Source organism: Bacteroides sp. PHL 2737 (assembly GCF_004115325.2).
Taxonomy (GTDB): domain Bacteria; phylum Bacteroidota; class Bacteroidia; order Bacteroidales; family Bacteroidaceae; genus Bacteroides; species Bacteroides hominis.
In genome coordinates this window covers 2,289,176-2,309,496 of sequence record NZ_CP040630.1, presented here as the reverse complement: position 1 = coordinate 2,309,496, position 20,321 = coordinate 2,289,176, and the positions used below count along the sequence as shown (strand labels likewise).

Below are 20,321 nucleotides of genomic sequence, written 5' to 3'. Positions count from 1 at the left end.
ATTTATCTGATCGTTGTAGTCTCTCCAATCCAGCCACCGATAGTGATGCGGTCACCAGCTTTGTAACCCAACATGAACAAGTCTTTAGCCTGCGGAGTATAAGCGGAATATCTACCGATCATTTTGTTAGCCTCTTCTGCAACACTCGGATCTACAGATTTAGCTTTCTGCAACTTATCAATAACCACAAAATAAGTACACTTATTCAATGCTGATTCATCACTCCAGTTCGGACTCATTGCATACAGGTTAGCAATAAGGATATAAGGAGCACCGTAGTTTTCATTGAAACTGATTGCTTTCTGAGCATATGATCTTGCCTGAGATAACTTCTTAGCAGTAGTTAAAACACTGGCAGCAGCATAAGCTTTTTCCGCTTTCTTCGCATTATCCGTTTCCAGATTAATCGCTTCATCAAAGAACTTCACAGAAGTTTCAATATCCCCCTTCTTATAAGCTTGGTAGGCACATCCTGTAGCAGCTTCAGCTGAAGGCTCTATTTTATACACATAGAATGAAGCTTGTTGATAGGCTTCACTATCTGTACATTTCATCATCTTCATAATGTCGATAACTTTCTTTAAATAAGCCAGATCTGTCTGATTAGCTTCTACTTTGGGAGCATAGATTGCTTGCAGTGATTCACAATCGGCTGTACCGCTATTGATGAACAGAGCTACCAGATTGTCTTTGATACCAGTAAGCGCTTTCTTTGTACTCTCTTTATCAGCAGCAGCTATGGCAGCGTCCACATATTCGGATGCACTCAGGTAATCCTGAATAAACTGTTCTTTGTGGGCAGGATCTGTTTTCAGTTTATCATGTGACATCTGCAGGAAGTAGAATATAGTAGCTCCCGAAGATTCACCTTTTACAGCATCTACCGACTTTTTCAGCCACTCATAAGCTTGGTTTACATCCATTTTAGGAGCAAAGGCAATATAATCAACAGCCTTGATTCCCAAAGCTTCGTCCTCTGATGATACTTTCACACCTTTTCCCAAAAATTCCTGAGTATACTTCATACGAAGATCATGGGTATTCATCAACTCGTCAAAATACTGTTTGTATTCAGCAGAATTTCTGTCTTTGATCTGTCCCAGCAACCCTTTCAGAATTTTATAACCGTCTGTGAAGGTATAGAAACGAAGAGTCGGACAGTTCTCCAAAACAGCTTTCCACGGAGTATAGGCATCTTTAAAGTTGCCTGCTTTCACCGCTTCGTGAGAAATACTACTGTTCGAATTACAATTAGCGTCGTCCTGTGCTACCACAGTTGTTGCTCCCGCCGAAAGAAACAACACAGCCACAAGCGTTTTAATTTTCATTGTATCTAAATTTTAGTTGTTATATAATACCGTCTATTCTTTCTGTTATTTTACTTTACGTTTGAAGAACCAGCCTTCATTAAAGGTAATTCCAAGACTCAACCGCAATGTATTTTCATCTACCATACCAGCTCTCAGTCCGTGTACTTTAATGTATTGGGCTGAAACATTGATTAGCGAACGTGACCCCGGAAGCGGTAACCCCAAACCGGCTGTCACTCCATACTCACGAGAAGCTCTCTCTCCCCCTATCTTATAGTAGGGTTCCGAATAATATCCGCCAACACGATATTTAATATGTGCCAGATAACTGCGTGAAAAACGATTCGGCATATATTCGGCACCTACTGAAATTTTCATTGCATCGCAAAAGGCGTTAGGTTGATTCATATAGGTTACATCTCCCCATTTCTGCAAATTAAAATCTGCACCAATGATCAGACGTTTGTCATATTCGTAGGTGAGTCCCACTCCAAAACTGTTTGGTGTCCCATAGGTGGCCACCGTATCGATAGTGCTCACAGCAACTGTCTGGTTACTATTGGAATTGGTAAGTGTTGCCCTTTGCACATAAGCTTCATTATGCAAATCTTTTTTAGGTGAGAACACAACTCCTAAAGTAACAGCATGTTTTCTGCCAAACTGTTGTGTATACTGTGCCCCAAAATCCAATTTATAGTCGCGAACGGACAAATAATCAACATTTTGAAAAGCAAAAGCATTTTCATTATTCGGGAAAGCAATGCGTGCCGTACGTGTTATTTCACCCCAAAAGTAAGACACATTCGCACCGACAGACAAATTTTTAAGCACTTTCACTCCAAAACCTACATAAAGCTGATGCAACCCGCCGTCTCCGGAAAATGTAGTCACATTCTGCGCATCTTCCGACGCAACGTCTTTATCTGCTTTTGCCATGCTATAGCCGACACTCGAATAAGGCAACAAACCAATACTCATGGCTATCCATTTTTGCAAACGGAACTGCATGGCGATGTAGTCAAAACTTGAATTTTTCGCATTCAGCTTTGTTCCTTCACTACTGAAGTTGGTATTTTGCATCGAAAACCCTCCGTCGAAAAGAAAAGTCAACGAATCAATCGCTGTGTAAGAAGCAGGATTTAACGGATTAATATGTGATCCATTGCGCAACCCATAAGCAATCCCTCCCATTGCTTTACTATTTGCAAATGCCTGATCAGCCAACTGACCATAACCATATCGTGTATAAGGAGAGTTTGTATTATTTTGAGCGATTGCCACTCCGGGTAATAATATCGTGAGCAGAAGCGCACAAAGTGTCTGTTTATATCCTACCATTATTATAGTTTAATATTCTATTTAATCCTTTCAACACTAAAAATCTATCTGCAAAGATGACACTTTTTAATTTCGTATCAAAAGAAAAATCATCTCCGCCCGTTAAAAAAACCAAAAGTTCAGGATATTTATGCTTCATAGCCGTAATATACCCTGCAATTTCGTATTCTATCCCTTTTTTCACTCCGGAACGAATGGCTGTTTCAGTATCTTTTCCCATATCCGGCAGGCGTCCTTCCGCATTGATCAAAGGCAAACGCCCGGTGAACTGATGAAGCGCTTTGAGACGCATCCATAATCCGGGCGAAATATTTCCACCATGATATTGCCCCAAAGAGTCAATAAATTCATAAGTGATACATGTACCCGCATCAATCACCAGAATGTCTTTACCGGGAAACTGATCGTTGGCCGCTACAACAGCAGCCATCCGGTCATAGCCGAGAGTTTCAGGTGTTTCATACAGATTCGTTACCGGAAGCGGCGTATTGCAATTCAACCATAAAATGGGTACAGGGAGCTTACCCAACTGAGCCAACACACATTCGTTTAAGTCTATAACAGTGGCAACAATTGCTTTTCGAACATTATATTTGCTGCAAACTGCCTCTAAACAATCCAGAGATTGATTAGAATCGTAAACAACTTCTACCATAGAAGTTTGGTCGAAAAGCGCTACCTTGGCTACTGTATTTCCAATATCGATAATTAAGTTCACTTTCTCTCTGTTTGAGGGTGCAAAGATAAGGGATAAAATTTATTTGCATACTGAAATAAGAAATAAAAAGCATTGGGAGGCAAAGAAAAGCCCCCAAAAGACGACTTGACGAGCTATCGAAGAAACACGTTTTAAAACAGAAAACCCGCCTGAAAAAGCACACGAAAAGGAAGACAGAAAACCCAAAACCAAACATCCAGTTTTCACCATTGATTAGCAACGCCTTACGTATGTATAAAAACCCAGAAAAACCTACAATACAATACAGAACAATACAATACAGAACATAACAATAACAGAAGAAACAAGATACCGCCGCTGCCGATGCCATCCCCGGTAAACTTATCACAAAAAGATTTGTAGCCCGGCGCTCCGGCCCCGTAGCCCGGCGGTCGGATGTATGCAGCCCGGCGCTCCGCAATCTGTAGCCCGGCGCTCCGACACAAACAGCCCGGCGGTCGGGAAAAAGTGACAGATTTATTCACTTAATCGAGTATTTTATCCCGCAAAAGCAGTATCTTTGCCACATGAACTCAAAGTTGCGACATTTGCTCCTGATATTTTTTTCTTTCTTCACCATCCTGACATGGGGAACAGAGAGTCCATCCTCGCCTGATTCTGTCCGAATCAGCCTGCTGACGTGCGCTCCGGGGGAAGAAATCTATTCGTTATTCGGACATACTGCCATCCGCTATGAAGAACCGGCACGGGGTATCGATAGGGTGTACAACTACGGCCTGTTCAGTTTCAACACCCCTAACTTTACGCTACGTTTTGCACTCGGCAATGCCGACTACCGGTTGGGAGTGGAAGATTACCGTCATTTTGCCGTCGAATATGAATACTTCGGACGCAGTGTATGGCAGCAGACGCTCAATCTGACAGCCGAAGAACAACAACAGTTAATCACCCTTCTGGAAGAAAATTACCGCCCGGAAAACCGGATATACCGCTATAATTTTTTCTACGATAATTGTGCTACCCGACCACGGGACAAAGTGGAAGAGAGCCTGCAAAAAAGTGGCAGCCAACTGCTCTTCAGCAATACATATACCGAAAATAACGAGACTAAATCTTATCGAGATATTGTTCACCAATACACGAAAGGACACCCCTGGGCACAATTCGGAATCGACTTCTGCATCGGCAGCCAGGCCGACCGCCCCATCAGCGAAAGACAAATGATGTTCTCACCATTCTATCTGATGGATGCTTTTGACAAAGCGCGCATCGTTAACGCATCCGAAAACAGACCGTTAGTGACCGCCACTCAAAAAATTATCGACTGCGAACCGGACGTATCCGCACCTGCAGAAAGTGACATCTGGGATACACTTACCCCCATCCGCCTATCTCTTCTATTTTTTATCGGCATCGGCATAGCTACGGTCTATGGCCTGCGAAAAAAGAAAAGTCTTTGGGGACTGGATATAGCAGTATTCGCCGCAGCAGGTATCGCAGGATGCATTATTGCTTTCCTTGCTCTTTTCTCCGAGCATCCCACGGTGGGGGCGAATTACTTGTTATTTGTCTTTCACCCGGGACATCTGCTCTGCCTCCCTTTCTTCATAAACGATGAACGGAAGCAGCGCAAAAGTAGGTATCATCTGCTGAATTGCATGGTTTTAACACTTTTTATAGCGTTTTTCCCTGTAATACCACAAAATTTCGACTTAGCAGTATTACCTTTGGCACTCAGTTTGCTGATACGTTCTGCAAGCAACCTTATACTGACATACAAAAAAGCTAAATGAAAGGACTATTAACCTCCATACTGACCGTACTTACTTTTACCGGGCTGCAAGCCCAGCCACTTCCCACTACTCCGAAATTAGTGGTGGGACTTACAATCGACCAGTTACGTACGGACTATCTCGAAGCTTTTTCAACTTTGTATGGCGACAAAGGCTTCAGGAGGCTTTGGAAAGAAGGACGCGTATTCCGGAATGCCGAATATACTTTCTGTGGCACAGACCGTGCATCGGCCATCGCAGCCATTTATACAGGCACCACTCCTTCGGTCAACGGAATCATCGGTAAACGCTGGATGGATGTATCGATCCTGCGCACCGTGAGTTGTGTAGACGATCCTTCATTCATGGGTAATTACACGAATGAAAGCTCTTCTCCTTCACATCTCCTGACCTCAACAATTGCCGATGAGCTCAAAATAGCTACCCGCAACGAGGGATTAGTATATGCCATCGCCCCCTTCCGTGACGCTGCCATTCTTGCAGCCGGACATGCCGGAAATGGCGCATTCTGGCTCAACAATACTACCGGCAAATGGTGCGGAACAACTTATTATAGTGAATTCCCATGGTGGATGAGCCAATATAACGATCGGAATGCCGTAGACTTCCGCATTGCCGATATGACGTGGACTCCTGTCCACCCCATGCAAAATTACACATTCCTACCCGAATGGAGGGACGCAGCCTTTAAATATAAATTTGACGATGACCGCATCAATAAATACAAACGGCTGATTACAAGCCCTTTTATCAACGATGAAGTTAACTTGCTGACCGAGGAGCTGCTGGACAAGAGCACAATGGGAAAAGACAATACTCCCGACATGCTCTCACTCACCTATTACGCCGGCAATTATGCCCACAAGAGTGTACAGGAATGCGCTATGGAAATGCAGGATACCTACGTTCGCCTCGACCGCAGCATTGCTTCTTTGCTGGATATCATCGACAAGAAAGTAGGCTTACAGAACGTTGTCTTCTTTATCACTTCCACCGGATACACCGATACTGAATCGGCAGACCGGGGACTCTACCGGGTTCCGACCGGAGAGTTTCACCTGAACCGTTGTGCGGCCCTGTTGAACATGTATCTGATGGCTACTTACGGTCAGGGACAATACGTGGAAGCCTACTACGACCAGCAAATTTATCTCAACCATAAACTGATAGAAGAAAAACAGCTGGATTTGGCAGATATTCAGGAAAAAGCCGCTGAATTCCTGATCCAGTTTAGTGGTGTAAACGAGGTTTATTCGGGTAAACGCCTGTTATTGGGGGCCTGGACACCGGACATCTCAATGATACGGAATGGTTTCCACCGTAAACGCTCGGGCGATCTGTTGATCGACGTATTGCCGGGCTGGACCATCGTCAATGAAAATACATCCGACCATAAAGTGGTCCGGAAAGCACATATTCCGTCTCCGCTTATTTTTCTGGGCAGTGGCGTAAAACCGGCCGTAATCAACACGCCCGTAACCATCGACCACATAGCTCCTACCGTAGCTCACATCCTGAGAATACGGGCCCCGAACGCATGCACTGCAACTCCGATTACCGACATCCGGTGATACTTTCCACACAAAAAACAGTGTGCAAAGCGCAAATAAATCAGCATTTTAATGTAACTTTGCGCAGTTAAATCAATTTAGTAAATAATAAACATAAATAATAGATAATGGGATTTAATGAATTTTTAAGCTCGATTTTCGGAAACAAATCCACACGAGACATGAAAGAAATTCAACCCTGGGTAGACAAGATCAAAGCCGCTTACCCAGAGGTTGCTAAGCTTGACAATGACAGCCTCCGTGCAAAAACAGAGGAACTTAAAGAATACATCCGCAACTCGGCAAGCAAAGAACGTGCTAAAGCTGACGAACTCAGAGCAGGCATCGAAAGCGTGGAACTGGAAGACCGCGAAGAAGTATTCGCTCAGATCGACAAAATTGAAAAAGAAATATTAGAGATATACGAAAAAGCACTTGACGAAGTATTGCCGGTAGCTTTCTCCATCGTAAAAGAATCTGCCAAACGTTTCTCTGAAAACGAAGAAATAGTAGTTACAGCTACAGATTTCGACCGCTCCCTGGCGGCTACCAAAGACTTCGTACGCATCGAAGGTGATAAAGCCATCTGGCAGAATCATTGGAATGCCGGTGGAAATGACACGGTATGGAACATGGTTCACTACGACGTACAGTTGTTTGGCGGTGTAGTACTGCACAAAGGGAAAATTGCCGAAATGGCAACCGGTGAAGGTAAGACTCTTGTAGCTACGCTTCCCGTATTCCTGAATGCCCTGACCGGAAACGGCGTACATGTAGTAACCGTGAACGACTATCTGGCTAAACGTGACTCCGAATGGATGGGACCGCTTTATATGTTCCACGGACTCAGCGTGGACTGCATCGACCGTCACCAACCCAACTCTGACGCACGCCGCCAGGCTTATTTGGCAGACATCACTTTCGGAACGAACAATGAATTCGGTTTCGACTATCTGCGTGATAATATGGCTATCAGCCCGAAAGACCTTGTACAGCGCCAGCACAACTATGCCATCGTCGACGAGGTGGACTCAGTATTGATTGACGATGCCCGTACTCCGTTGATTATTTCAGGTCCCGTGCCCAAAGGCGAAGACCAGCTCTTTGAGCAACTCCGCCCATTGGTAGAACGCCTTGTGGAGAAACAGAAAGAGTTAGCAACTAAATACTTATCGGAGGCTAAGAGACTTATCAACTCGAATGATAAGAAAGAGGTGGAAGAAGGATTTCTCGCTCTGTTCCGCAGCCACAAAGCACTGCCTAAAAATAAGGCATTGATCAAATTCCTCAGTGAACAGGGAATCAAAGCCGGTATGCTGAAAACGGAAGAGATCTACATGGAGCAAAACAACAAACGCATGCATGAAGCAACAGATCCATTGTACTTCGTGATTGACGAAAAGTTGAACAGCGTAGATCTGACAGATAAAGGTGTAGACCTGATCACCGGTAACTCGGAAGATCCGACTTTATTCGTATTGCCGGACATAGCCGCCCAACTTTCGGAATTGGAAAACGAACATGGATTGAGCGACGAACAAAAGCTTGAAAAGAAAGATGCCTTGCTGACCAACTATGCCATCAAGTCAGAACGCGTACACACCATCAACCAGTTGCTGAAGGCATACACCATGTTCGAAAAGGATGATGAGTATGTGGTAATCGACGGACAGGTGAAGATCGTTGACGAACAAACAGGACGTATCATGGAAGGCCGCCGTTACTCAGACGGATTGCATCAAGCCATCGAAGCGAAGGAAGGTGTGAAAGTAGAAGCTGCCACACAAACTTTTGCCACCATCACTCTGCAGAACTACTTCCGTATGTATCATAAACTCTCGGGTATGACCGGTACGGCCGAAACAGAAGCCGGTGAGTTGTGGGACATTTACAAACTGGATGTAGTCGTGATTCCGACCAATCGACCGATTGCCCGCAAAGACATGAATGACCGCGTTTATAAAACAAAACGCGAAAAGTATAAAGCCGTAATCGAAGAAATAGAACAACTGGTACAAGCAGGACGCCCGGTATTGGTGGGTACTACTTCGGTAGAAATCTCCGAGATGCTGAGCAAGATGCTGACCATGCGCAAGATCGAACACAACGTATTGAATGCGAAACTTCACCAGAAGGAGGCAGACATCGTTGCTAAAGCAGGTTTAAGCGGTACGGTAACCATTGCTACAAACATGGCCGGTCGTGGTACGGACATCAAGCTGAGTCCTGAAGTAAAAGCAGCAGGCGGTTTGGCAATCATCGGTACCGAACGCCACGAGTCACGTCGTGTAGACCGTCAGTTGCGCGGACGTGCAGGACGTCAGGGTGACCCGGGTTCATCTGTCTTCTTCGTCTCACTCGAGGACGACCTGATGCGCCTCTTCTCTTCCGACCGTATCGCCAGCGTAATGGATAAACTGGGATTCCAGGAAGGTGAGATGATCGAGCACAAGATGATCTCCAACTCCATCGAGCGTGCACAGAAAAAGGTAGAAGAAAACAACTTCGGTATCCGTAAACGTCTGTTGGAGTATGACGATGTAATGAATAAGCAACGTACGGTTGTTTATACCAAACGCCGCCACGCGCTGATGGGTGAACGTATCGGAATGGATATCGTTAATATGATTTGGGACCGTTGTGCCGCTGCTATCGAGAACAATGCAGACTACGAAGAATGTAAGCTGGACTTGCTCCAAACACTCGCAATGGAGATTCCTTTCACAGAAGAAGAGTTCCGCAACGAGAAAAAGGACAAGCTGGCAGACAAAACATTCGATGTGGCAATGGCTAACTTCAAGCGCAAGACAGAACGTCTGGCACAAATAGCCAACCCTGTCATCAAACAGGTGTACGAAAATCAAGGGCACATGTACGAAAACATCCTGATTCCGATTACAGACGGAAAACGCATGTACAACATCTCTTGCAACCTGAAAGCAGCTTACGAAAGTGAATCGAAAGAAGTAGTGAAATCATTTGAAAAATCAATTCTTCTTCATGTCATTGACGAATCCTGGAAAGAAAACTTACGCGAACTGGATGAACTGAAACACTCGGTACAGAATGCAAGTTATGAACAGAAAGACCCGCTGTTGATCTACAAACTGGAATCTGTGACTCTGTTTGACAACATGGTAAACAAGATCAATAACCAGACGGTGTCTATCCTGATGCGCGGCCAGATTCCCGTAGCCGAGCCTACAGAAGAACAGCAAGAAGCGGCCAGACGCGTAGAAGTACGTCAGGCAGCTCCTGAACAACGCCAGGACATGAGCAAATATCGCGAACAAAAACAAGACCTGAATGATCCGAATCAGCAGGCCGCTGCCCAGCAGGATACTCGCGAAGCCGTGAAACGTGAACCCATCCGTGCCGAAAAAACAGTAGGACGCAATGATCCCTGCCCATGTGGAAGCGGAAAAAAATATAAAAATTGTCACGGACGGAACAGTTAAGTATATAAAGAACCCGTAACTCCTTAATAAAAGCCTTGAACGGTTAAAAACTGTTCGAGGCTTTTCTATATTCAATCAAAATCGTATTTTTGTTCTTTCAGAAAAGTAAAAAAACAGGCTATGACAAAATATCCGTATATTCTGTTCGTATTGCTCCTTGTGTCTTTCAGTTCCTGCCAGACTGTTGAGCAACTTTCCATTGATTATATGCTCCCTGCGGAAATCAGTTTTCCTAACGAGTTGAAACGGGTGGCAATCGTAAATAATGTCAGTGCCACACCTGATAATACCTTACCTCCCAAAGAAAATAAAATAAAAGATAAAAATGAACTCAGCCGGGCAGTATCCTATCACGACGGCCAGCCCGTGCTCACTACCGAGGCACTGGCCAAAGCCATAGCTGAGCAGAATTATTTTAACGAAGTCGTTATTTGTGATTCGGCTCTGCGCGCACGGGACTTCAGACCTCGTGAATCAACCCTCAGCCAAGAAGAGGTCCGGACCTTGACACAGACTTTAGGTGTTGATTTCATCATTTCACTTGAAAACTTGCAAATGAAATCAACACGTGTTTTCAGTTATATTCCCGAATGGAACACTTATTATGGTACATTAGATACTAAAATCTATCCTACGGTGAAGATTTATCTTCCGGGACGGAAAAGCCCGATGGTAACGATCAACAGCAACGACAGCATTTTTTGGGAAGAGTACGGAAATACCGAAGCGTTTGTCCGCTCACGTCTCCCGGATGACAAACAAATGATTCGCGAATCCTCTGAGTTTGCCGGTAGCATTCCGGTAAGCAAGATACTGCCGTACTGGAAAACAGCCTATCGTTATTACTTCATCAGTGGCTCGGTAGCAATGCGCGACGCAGCCGTCTATGTGAAAGAAAATGAATGGGACAAAGCATCAAAACTTTGGGAACAAGCTTTCGAAGCAACTAAAAATAACAAAAAGAAAATGCGTGCAGCTTTCAATCTGGCCCTATACCACGAAATGAAAGATAGTGTGGAAGAAGCAGAGAAATGGGCTATCAAAGCACAGGAATTTGCACGTAAAATAGATAAAATCGATTCACTGAAGAGCAGTGATATAGACTTTAGCAGAATTCCCAACTACTACCTGACCAGCCTTTATGTGAACGAATTGAAGGAAAGGGCCGAGGGATTAGGCAAACTTAAAGGCCAAATGAGTAGATTTAATGATGATTTTTAAAGAAATCATGCAAGGGTTCTTATTTTTTTTATACCTTTGAGCTAAATAAAAAGAGCTAAAAGATATGAAACTTAGTCAGCAGTCACAAGCCATTATCGAATCTGCGATTCAAAAAGCAATTAACAAATATACCTGTGGATGCGAACAGACCATCGTCACAGATATCCATATTCAACCGAACCAAAATTCCGGTGAGCTCTTCATCTATGATGATGAAGATGAAGAATTATCCAGTGTAACCATTGATGAATGGACAGCCTACGAGGGAGATGACTTTTACGAAGATGCTGAAAGAATCTTCCGCACCATGCTCTGCCGTATGAAAGAAGGTGGAAGTTTCGATAAGTTGACTATCCTTAAACCTTATTCTTTCGTATTGGTAGACGAAGATAAAGAGACGATCTCCGACCTTTTGCTTGTAGACGATGATACACTGTTAGTAAATGATGAACTTCTGAAAGGGCTGGATAAAGAACTGGACGATTTTCTGAAAAACTTATTGGAAAAATAGTTCCGCCCCCTTCTTGTGATATAACTGAAAGAGGCTATCCGAATAATTCGAATAGCCTCTTTTGGATTGGGTTCATGACGGACATATGGATAATCAATACCTTGTCACCTTGTCCGAATGCGCCTTCAGGTATTCAAAACGATTGATTAGTTCACCCAACTTTTTAGGGTACTTCTCTGCCAGATTCTCCTGCTGACCGATATCCGATTTCAGATTATAGAGTTTATAGCCATAGCCTAAACCGATAAAGTCACCGTCTTCTTTACTATAGGGATTATAATAAGGGGGAATCAGTGCCCAGTCACCCTGACGATAAGCATAATTGAACATCCCTTCGATCACTAACTCTTTACGACCCTTTTTACTCTTACCTAAAAAAGCATCCATCGTATTCTGACTATCCACTTTATCAGGATAACTTTGTCCCAGAAGTGAAGCAAATGAAGCTAATAGATCCATCTGGCAAACAAATACATCTGATACCTGAGGCTTCACCCTGGCCGGCCAGCGAAGCATAAATGGTATACGGGTTCCCCCATCAAACATGCTTGTTTTACCCCCGCGTAAGGGCCCGGCTATTTGGTGATCACCCACCAATTCAACAGCATCATCTTTGTAGCCATCATCAAGTACCGGACCGTTGTCACTTGTCAGAATCACGATGGTATTCTCTGCCAATCCCAGTTTATCCAATTCTTTCAGAAATTGATCTACACACCAATCAGCTTCCAGAATCACGTCGCCACGAGGCCCCATACCCGACTTCCCGACAAAACGTTCGTTAGGCACACGAGGTACATGCGGTTGATGAAGTCCATAATAGAGAAAGAAAGGTTTATCCTTGTTTTCATCAACAAATTGTTTGGCTTTATCCAGAAATAATCCTGCCATTTCTTCATCTTTCCACTGTGCCGCCTTACCGCCTTTCTGGAAACCAATACGAGGCACCCCATTCACGATGGAACCTGCATGCCCCACACTGGGGTGCATACGCAACAACTCCGGATTGTCTTTACCGGTGGGTTCGCCAGGGAAATTTTTCCGATAATCCACATAAAGAGGGTCATTCGGATCCAGCCCGACCACTTTTCCATTTTCCAGAAAAACACAAGGAACACGATCATTCGTCGCTGCCTGAATGAATGAATAATCGTAACCGATCTCGGCAGCACCGGGATGTACCTCCTTATTCCAATCTACATGCCCGTCTCCCAGACCGATATGCCATTTACCGACAGAACCGGTAGTATACCCTGCCTGCTTCATCAGCTTTGGCAATGTTATCTTCTGTGGATCAATAATCAACGCGGCATTACCCGGCAAAATCTTAGCTTCGACATTGCTCCAGGGATACTTCCCTGTCATGACCGAATAACGGCTCGGAGTGGACGTAGCTGCGGTACAGAATCCCTGTGTAAACCGAATACCTTCATTGGCTATACGGTCCATGCCCGGAGTCTGTATTCGATGGGCACCATAACAACTTAAGTCTCCGTATCCCAAGTCATCGGCAACAATCAGGATAATGTTGGGCTGTTTTTCTGTTTGTTCTTGTGCAGACTGCGGCGCGCCGGCCAAAGCAGTAGCCGGCAAAGATACCCCCGCTACCACCCCTAAGGTACAGTTTAGCAATTTCATTTTTTCGTTTGTCATATTAAATTTGTTCAAGAGTAATTTCTGATGAGGTCAATGGAGCCTGAGTACAAAGATAGGCAAGAATCTTGTTCTGTCATGAAAATAATGAAATTAAATATAAAGCACATCTAAAAAAGATGCCGCCTCAACGATATTATCATTAAGACGGCATCCTGTTTCTGCCAAGAAGTTTTCTAAGGTTTCAGATTTTTCATCCGGACATGCCTTAATATATTCTGCAACTCAAAAACCCGCTCCGGATATAAAGAAGCTTCGTTCTTCCGTTCCGCCACATCATCTGCTACATGATATAATTGGGGGGTACTCAAATTACCGGTTTCTATTTTAGGTCCCCAGGTAATCATGGCAGGTCCGTCATTCGGCTCAATATACTTCCAATCTTTGGTACGGACCGACAAAGTGTGATTTGAAGCCTGCTCTATCACCCATGGACGATCGGACTGATTCTTGCCTAACCAAGTATCCAGAAAGTTAAAACTGTCAGGTGCCGCTCCTTTGGGTAGCCCTGCTCCAACCAATGAAGCCAAAGAAGCAAACCAATCAATTTGTGAAACTAAAGCATTGGAAACCTCGGCTGAAGCAGCTCCCTTCGGCCACCGGACAATAGCGGGAATACGGGTTCCACCTTCAAAAGCACTGTACTTATTACCACGTAACGGTCCTGCGGGACTATGCCCGTTCAGCAACTCCTCTGCCCGATCCTGATAGCCATCATCAACAACCGGCCCGTTATCACTGGACAGTATAATGAGGGTATTTTCTGATAATCCCAGCTTATCAAGCGTATCCATAATCTGACCTACACTCCAGTCAAACTGGACTATTGCATCTCCGCGCAATCCCATCGGATTTTTACCACGGAAGCGATCGTGCGGAAAACGAGGGACATGAACATCGTTCGTCGCAAAATACATAAAGAACGGCTCGTCCTTATGCTCACGAATGAAACCTATGGCATGTGAAGTTATCGAATCAGCAATATTCTCGTCTTTCCACAAGGCCTTGCCTCCCCCTTTCATATATCCGATACGACCAATGCCATTGACAATAGCCATATCATGTCCATGGCTTGACTTCAGATTGAACAACAACTCCGGGTGATCCTTTCCCAATGGTTCTCCTTCAATCGGTTTACGATAACTGACCTCAATCGGAGCAGAGGGATCATAATTAGCCACCTTACCATTTTCTATAAAAACACACGGAACACGATCAGCGGTTGCAGCCATTATATAGGAATAATCAAAACCGATATCTCCTAAAGCAGTCGGCAACGGAGCATTCCAATCTTGTTCCCCATCCTTATCTCCCAATCCTAAATGCCATTTGCCGATAGCAGCAGTAGCATAACCGGCGTTTTTAAACATGTCAGCCATCGTATAACGCTCGGGGCGGATAATCATCCCTGCATTGCCTGCCGCAATATCCGTGCCCGGACGACGCCAGGCATACTCTCCGGTAAGCATGGAATAACGGGATGGGGTACTTGTAGCTGCTGTAGCATGGGCATTATTAAAGCGGATCCCCTCAGCTGCCAAACGATTTACATGGGGTGTCTGCACATTCTTTGCACCGTAACATTCCAAATCACCATAGCCGAGGTCATCAGCATAGATAAACACAACATTGGGGAGCTTCCGATCGTTAACTTTTTGTTGGGCTTTCCCTCCCTTCTGACCGGTAGCAGCCATCAGGCATGCTACCGGAGAGAGACAAGCCAATAATACATATTGTCTCATTACTTAAGCTATTAAATTAGTCGCGTAAATTAGGATTAATATTCTGTTCAGACTGTGGAATCGGCCATGTATAATCTGTCGGATTGCGGAAAGCACGTTTTCCAACATACCAACGGCACTTCCCTGTCGGATCAACCTCCTTGGTCGTTGTTGCATACTGAGTTGAATTTGGATAGGGAGCACCCCATATTTTCTGGGACAACACTTCATGTGCAATCCCCCATCGCATGATATCCCAGTAGCGAATACCTTCCATAGCCAACTCAATGCGACGTTCGTGACGCACGATCTCACGAAGTTTAGCCGGATTCACTTCGGTAATAACAGGCATCTTCACACTGGCCCGACCTCTCACTGCATTGATTGTCTCGTCCAATGTTCCCTGAGTGATCGTTTGATTATCTTCAACCAGACATTCCAGATATCCCAACAACACTTCGGCATAACGAATAATCGGAGTCAGTCCGTTTGCGCTCTGTACATCGTTTATAGGTGTCGATTCTTCAAAATATTTCCTCATCATAAAGCCGGTTCTGGAAGCCTCGCTCGTATAATCGAGCTTCTCTTTCTTGGCTGCACTATAGTCAGGACTCATCTTGTACTCTGTACCCATAAAGATGGCACCATTATAGTAAATTGTATAATCCAGACGCGGATCGCGATCCTTTCCTAAATTAGACGGGTCATATCTCGGATCATCATAGCTGAAAGGAGTTCCATCCTTAAATTCATACGATTCGTATAAATCAGCAGCCGGATTGACCAGGCTCCAGCCCCCGTCTTTGGCAGAAAGTGCATGCTGCGGCAGACCGGTACCCAGATAGTTTTCCAGATACTGGATGTAGAAAATATTCTCCTTGTTCGAAGTTCCGGTAGAAGGATAAAACAGCTCCTGATAGTTGGCGTTTATCGCATTATCTCCCAATTCCATAATATCGTGGAAAGCCTTTGCTCCACTTTTCCAATCTTTCTGCAACATGCAGGTACGTCCGAGAAAAGCAAGGGCCGCCTGTTTACAAGCACGTCCGGCTTCTCCCGCCGGAATGGCGGAGAAACGGGGCAAATCGGCCGCAGCTGCAGTAAATTCGGTTACACACCATTTCAGGATATCGGCTTGTGAAGTCTTTGTCACATTGTTGGCTTCTTCACCCGTCAGCACATTCTCTACCAAAGGAACATCCTTGAAGTAGCTGGCAAGATAAAAATACTGGGTTGCACGTAAAAAGCGGGCCTCAGCAATCATCCGTGTCTTTTTTGCCGATTCGGAACTATTCTGAATGCCAACAAGAAAACGATTGCAGTAACCTATTCTCTTATAAGACGTTTCCCAATATCTTTTAATAAATGCATTATCAGCCGTCAAATTACCACTTGAAATCTTGAAGAAAGGATTATTCTCCCCCCGACGGTCAAAAGCATTATCCGAAAGATGCTCCATCATAATCATTCCGTGATAGGACCACCAATCCGAAGGGTTATACTCTACGCCGTCTGTCAGGCTTCCTCTATAAAGAGAAGTCAATGCCAGTTCCGCATTCGATTCGCTATTCCAAAAAGTCTCTTCAGACAAGTCTGTCAGTGGATAGCGCTCTAAATCACAAGCTTGAAACAGTCCTGCCGCCAATGCCAATGCTACTATATATTTTAAACTCTTCATCTTACATCAAAATTTTAAGGTTAAACCAAATGTATAAGTTGACAGAATAGGATAATAACTACCGTCTGTATTAATTTCCGGATCCCAGCCTTTACGATATCCGCTGATGGAGAATGGATTATCAAGTGATATATAAAAACGAAGGTTGGAGGAACCGAACTTCTGAGTTATATGTTTGGGCAATGTATATCCTAACTGGATATTTCTCACTTTGAGATAAGAGGCATCCAGAATCCAGAAGTCAGAGCCCAGCGTATTGTTGCTACCCGCATTCGACATCACCTCGAGACGAGGATATTTAGGATACCGGTTCGACTGATTATTCGTCCAGGTCTCTTCTGCCTGCCATTTCTGGATATTACCTTCCTGGAAGAAAGCATAACCGGCATAATTAGTCAACTGTCCTTTTACTTTGGCCACTCCTTGAAGCAATATATTGAAATCGAATCCTTTGTATTCGGCACCCAATCCTAAACCAAATGTATATTGAGGTATCTTCGATCCCAAATAAGCTTTATCGGCTTCATCCACCTTTCCGTCACCGGAAATATCCACATAACGCAAATCACCCGCTTTGGAGTTAGGAGCAATCTTACTCTGATCATGCCATTCTTTTACTTCTTCATCAGTCAAGAATACGCCATCCGTCTTATAACCGTAAAACATATTCATCGGATAACCCAGGAACAGATTGCTACCATTACCTATCATTCCACTCTTTTGCTCCACATCTCCTACACCCAGACTGATCACTTTATTCTTGATAATGGAAAAGTTTCCGTTAACATGATAACTAAATTCACCAACCTTATTCTGGTGCCCTATTTCAAACTCCCATCCCTTGTTTTCAAGACTTCCTGTGTTGACTTGCGAAAGTGCAAGACCAAAAATAGAAGAATAACTTGCGCTCGGTTTATACAGGATGTCTGTTGTCTTACGATAGAAATAAGCTGCATTAAACGTCAGTTTGTTCTTCCAGAAAGCAGTCTCGATACCGACATCCGTAGTACGGGTCTTTTCCCATTTTAGAGTCGGATCAACATAGGTAGTCACTGCGGCACCCTGAGTATAAACACCCCCGAATACATAGTTCATTGCTTTTCCAAGAGCATAAGTAGACTGATAAGGATAGTTACCAATATTGTTATTACCCAGAATACCGTATGATGCTTTCAGCTTCAGATTATCAATAAAGCTCAGTGACTCTGCTTCTTTGAAAAATTGCTCCTCCGATAAACGCCATCCTGCGGCAACAGATGGAAAGAAACCAAATTTATTATCTGTCGGGAAACGGGAAGAACCATCATAGCGCATCGTGGTTTCAAACAAATAGCGTTGGTCATAATTATAAGTCAAACGTCCGAAAACAGACATAATGGCCCAATCATAGCCTCCACCGGAATTGGTTTGCCCATCAGCTCCTCCGGCGTTCAGGTAGGGGACTTCATCCGATGGGAAATTCAGGCGGCTTCCTCCTACGGTTCTCTGCGATTCATCTTCCCAAGTATAACCGACTAATACAGACAAATCATTCTTGCTGAATTTCACATTGTAATCTGCCAATGCCTGAAACGTTTTATAGACCGTTTTATACATGGTATCCGACAGAGAAGAAGGACCCAACTTTTTACCGCCTGTAATCTCCATAGCCGAACGATAGTGACGAATCTGCTGACCGGTATAATTATATCCTCCGATAGCTTTCAAAGTTAAACCTTTCACCGGTGTAAACGCCAACTCTACATTAGAACGGAATTTATCAAAGTTTTCATCATAAAAAGAACCACTATCCAACCATGCCAACGGTGTACCAAGCACCTTGGGTCCTAAACCGTACGAACCATCTTCCAGTTTGGTAGCCCACAATCCTGGGAAACGAAGTGCATTGCTTGAAAAAGCTTTAAATCCTGCAGAATCCATTCCACCCGGAGTAGAAGGCTCGCTTCTTTTTGAAACGACACCGCCTAAACGTGTGGTTAATGTAAGGTTTTTAGCCAATTCTGTCGTCAGATTCACTCTGCCGTTATAACGATCATAGTGATTGTGTTTCATCAGCCCGTTCTGTTTTACATAGCCAAAGGAAACCATATATTGTGTTTTATCATTGCCTCCGTTCACAGTCAGTTCATGTCCGGTTTGCAGCCCTTTGTTACCCAATAATTTGTCCAGATAGTGTTCATTAGGATAATTGTACGGATCGGAACCATCTTTATATTTCTGAATCTCTTCTGCCGTATAAACCTCCTTGCCCATTGCTTTATTGTACAGTTCGGCATACTCCCACGAATCACACATTTCAGGTAATTCAGTAGCCTGATTAAATCCGACATAACCGTTATAACTTACGGTAACCTTACCCTTTTGACCACCCTTGGTTTTCACAAGTACAACACCGTTCGCAGCACGCGAACCGTAAATAGCAGCAGAGGAAGCATCTTTCAAGATTGAAATACTCTCAATATCAGCTGGATTCAAATCATTCAAGCTACCGGGAAGTCCGTCAACCAACACCAAAGGATCGGGGGTTGCTCCAAAAGAACCGACGCCACGTACACGAATTGTACCTTGATCTTGTCCGGGATTACCGCTCGATTGTGTAATTGTTACTCCGGATAGTTGTCCGGTCAGCATATTCGAAACGCTGGGAGCGGTTCTGGATTCAAGTTTCTTACTATCCACCGCAGCAATCGAACCAATCACGTTCACTTTCTTCTGTGAACCATATCCAACCACGACCACCTCTTCCAAAGCCCGGGTATCTTCTTTCATCGTAACACTTAATGGTTTTCCCGAAACAACTTTCAGTTCCTGAGTCTGATATCCGATATAAGAAATCTCAACCACCGCTTTCTCCGAACTCACTGATAAGGAGAACTCTCCCTCTAAATTAGTTATGATACCGTTTGTTGTCCCTTTCTCAACGACACTGGCACCAATCACCGGTTCTCCGTTCACATCCGTCACTCTTCCCGAAACTCTTACCGTTTGTTGTTGCTTCGATGTCATTTCGGTAGATAAAATAATCTTTTTATCCAAAACGGAATACTTCACATTAGTCCCTTCAAAGATTTCATCCAGCACTTTAAATATATCACTCTTGTCAACTGAAACGGAAACCATCCTTTTCAGGTTAACATGTTTGTTATTAAAGAAAAAGCCAAAGCCCGATTGCTTTTCTATTTCTTTCAGAACTTTCTCTACAGTTTGATTATGTATATCAATACTGATCTCCACCTTTTGTGCAAAAACATCTGTGGCATGCACAAAACTCATAGAGCAAATTAGGAATAGAATAAATAGTCGCATAGTTCTTGGTATTTTATTCGAGGTCAGCCAAAGCGAAGACTTTACCACCCGCAATAATTGGATGCTAAAATAATTTTGCATAATTTTGTATTGACTTAAAGTT

General features: G+C 44.0%; 12 protein-coding genes. 5 read left to right on the top strand and 7 right to left on the bottom strand.

Going from position 1 to position 20,321, the window contains the following annotated elements; genetic code table 11:
- Nucleotides 1–2 precede the first annotated feature (2 nt).
- The 3 genes from DBK98_RS09325 to DBK98_RS09315 are packed head-to-tail and all read right to left on the bottom strand — an operon-like array spanning nucleotide 3 to nucleotide 3,366.
- Nucleotides 3–1,328: a hypothetical protein gene (locus DBK98_RS09325; RefSeq protein ID WP_005775816.1), complete on the bottom strand. Its 1,326-nt coding sequence runs from the start codon at nucleotides 1,326–1,328 to the stop codon at nucleotides 3–5.
- A 45-nt stretch (nucleotides 1,329–1,373) separates the two neighbouring features.
- Entirely contained in the window at nucleotides 1,374–2,648 is a 1,275-nt protein-coding gene (locus DBK98_RS09320; RefSeq protein ID WP_005818680.1) for a hypothetical protein, read from the bottom strand.
- Nucleotides 2,635–3,366 carry a type III pantothenate kinase gene (locus DBK98_RS09315; RefSeq protein ID WP_005775814.1) on the bottom strand — a complete coding sequence of 244 codons (732 nt, stop codon included), beginning with the start codon at nucleotides 3,364–3,366 and terminating at the stop codon, nucleotides 2,635–2,637. Before DBK98_RS09315 ends, DBK98_RS09320 begins: the two co-directional genes overlap by 14 nt.
- 527 nt (nucleotides 3,367–3,893) lie before the next feature.
- Here DBK98_RS09315 and DBK98_RS09310 point away from each other — a divergent pair.
- From DBK98_RS09310 to DBK98_RS09290, 5 genes are all read left to right on the top strand, one after another.
- Nucleotides 3,894–5,120: a DUF4105 domain-containing protein gene (locus DBK98_RS09310; RefSeq protein ID WP_005775812.1), complete on the top strand. Its 1,227-nt coding sequence runs from the start codon at nucleotides 3,894–3,896 to the stop codon at nucleotides 5,118–5,120.
- Nucleotides 5,117–6,691: an alkaline phosphatase family protein gene (locus DBK98_RS09305; protein WP_032535672.1), complete on the top strand. Its 1,575-nt coding sequence runs from the start codon at nucleotides 5,117–5,119 to the stop codon at nucleotides 6,689–6,691. The genes DBK98_RS09310 and DBK98_RS09305 overlap by 4 nt, the downstream gene beginning before the upstream one ends.
- A gap of 107 nt (nucleotides 6,692–6,798) precedes the next feature.
- Complete coding sequence (secA, locus tag DBK98_RS09300; protein ID WP_032535671.1) at nucleotides 6,799–10,128, top strand: preprotein translocase subunit SecA; 3,330 nt, start codon at nucleotides 6,799–6,801, stop codon at nucleotides 10,126–10,128.
- 120 nt (nucleotides 10,129–10,248) lie between these two features.
- Entirely contained in the window at nucleotides 10,249–11,349 is a 1,101-nt protein-coding gene (locus DBK98_RS09295; RefSeq protein ID WP_005809963.1) for a DUF6340 family protein, read from the top strand.
- A gap of 64 nt (nucleotides 11,350–11,413) precedes the next feature.
- A complete protein-coding gene (locus DBK98_RS09290) occupies nucleotides 11,414–11,860 on the top strand; it encodes a hypothetical protein (protein ID WP_005775807.1) in 447 nt (148 codons plus the stop codon).
- A 93-nt stretch (nucleotides 11,861–11,953) separates the two neighbouring features.
- Here the strand turns inward: DBK98_RS09290 and DBK98_RS09285 are convergent, their stop codons facing one another.
- From DBK98_RS09285 to DBK98_RS09270, 4 genes are all read right to left on the bottom strand, one after another.
- A complete protein-coding gene (locus tag DBK98_RS09285) occupies nucleotides 11,954–13,513 on the bottom strand; it encodes an arylsulfatase (RefSeq protein ID WP_022012999.1) in 1,560 nt (519 codons plus the stop codon).
- A gap of 176 nt (nucleotides 13,514–13,689) precedes the next feature.
- The gene (locus tag DBK98_RS09280; protein WP_005809968.1) at nucleotides 13,690–15,255 is read right to left on the bottom strand and encodes an arylsulfatase; all 1,566 of its coding nucleotides are present in this window, start codon (nucleotides 15,253–15,255) and stop codon (nucleotides 13,690–13,692) included.
- A gap of 16 nt (nucleotides 15,256–15,271) precedes the next feature.
- Nucleotides 15,272–16,912, bottom strand: a complete 1,641-nt coding sequence (locus DBK98_RS09275) for a RagB/SusD family nutrient uptake outer membrane protein (protein ID WP_005775803.1) — start codon at nucleotides 16,910–16,912, stop codon at nucleotides 15,272–15,274.
- A 6-nt stretch (nucleotides 16,913–16,918) separates the two neighbouring features.
- Nucleotides 16,919–20,299, bottom strand: coding sequence for a TonB-dependent receptor (locus DBK98_RS09270; RefSeq protein WP_005809971.1), 3,381 nt, complete (start codon nucleotides 20,297–20,299; stop codon nucleotides 16,919–16,921).
- Nucleotides 20,300–20,321: the final 22 nt, after the last annotated feature.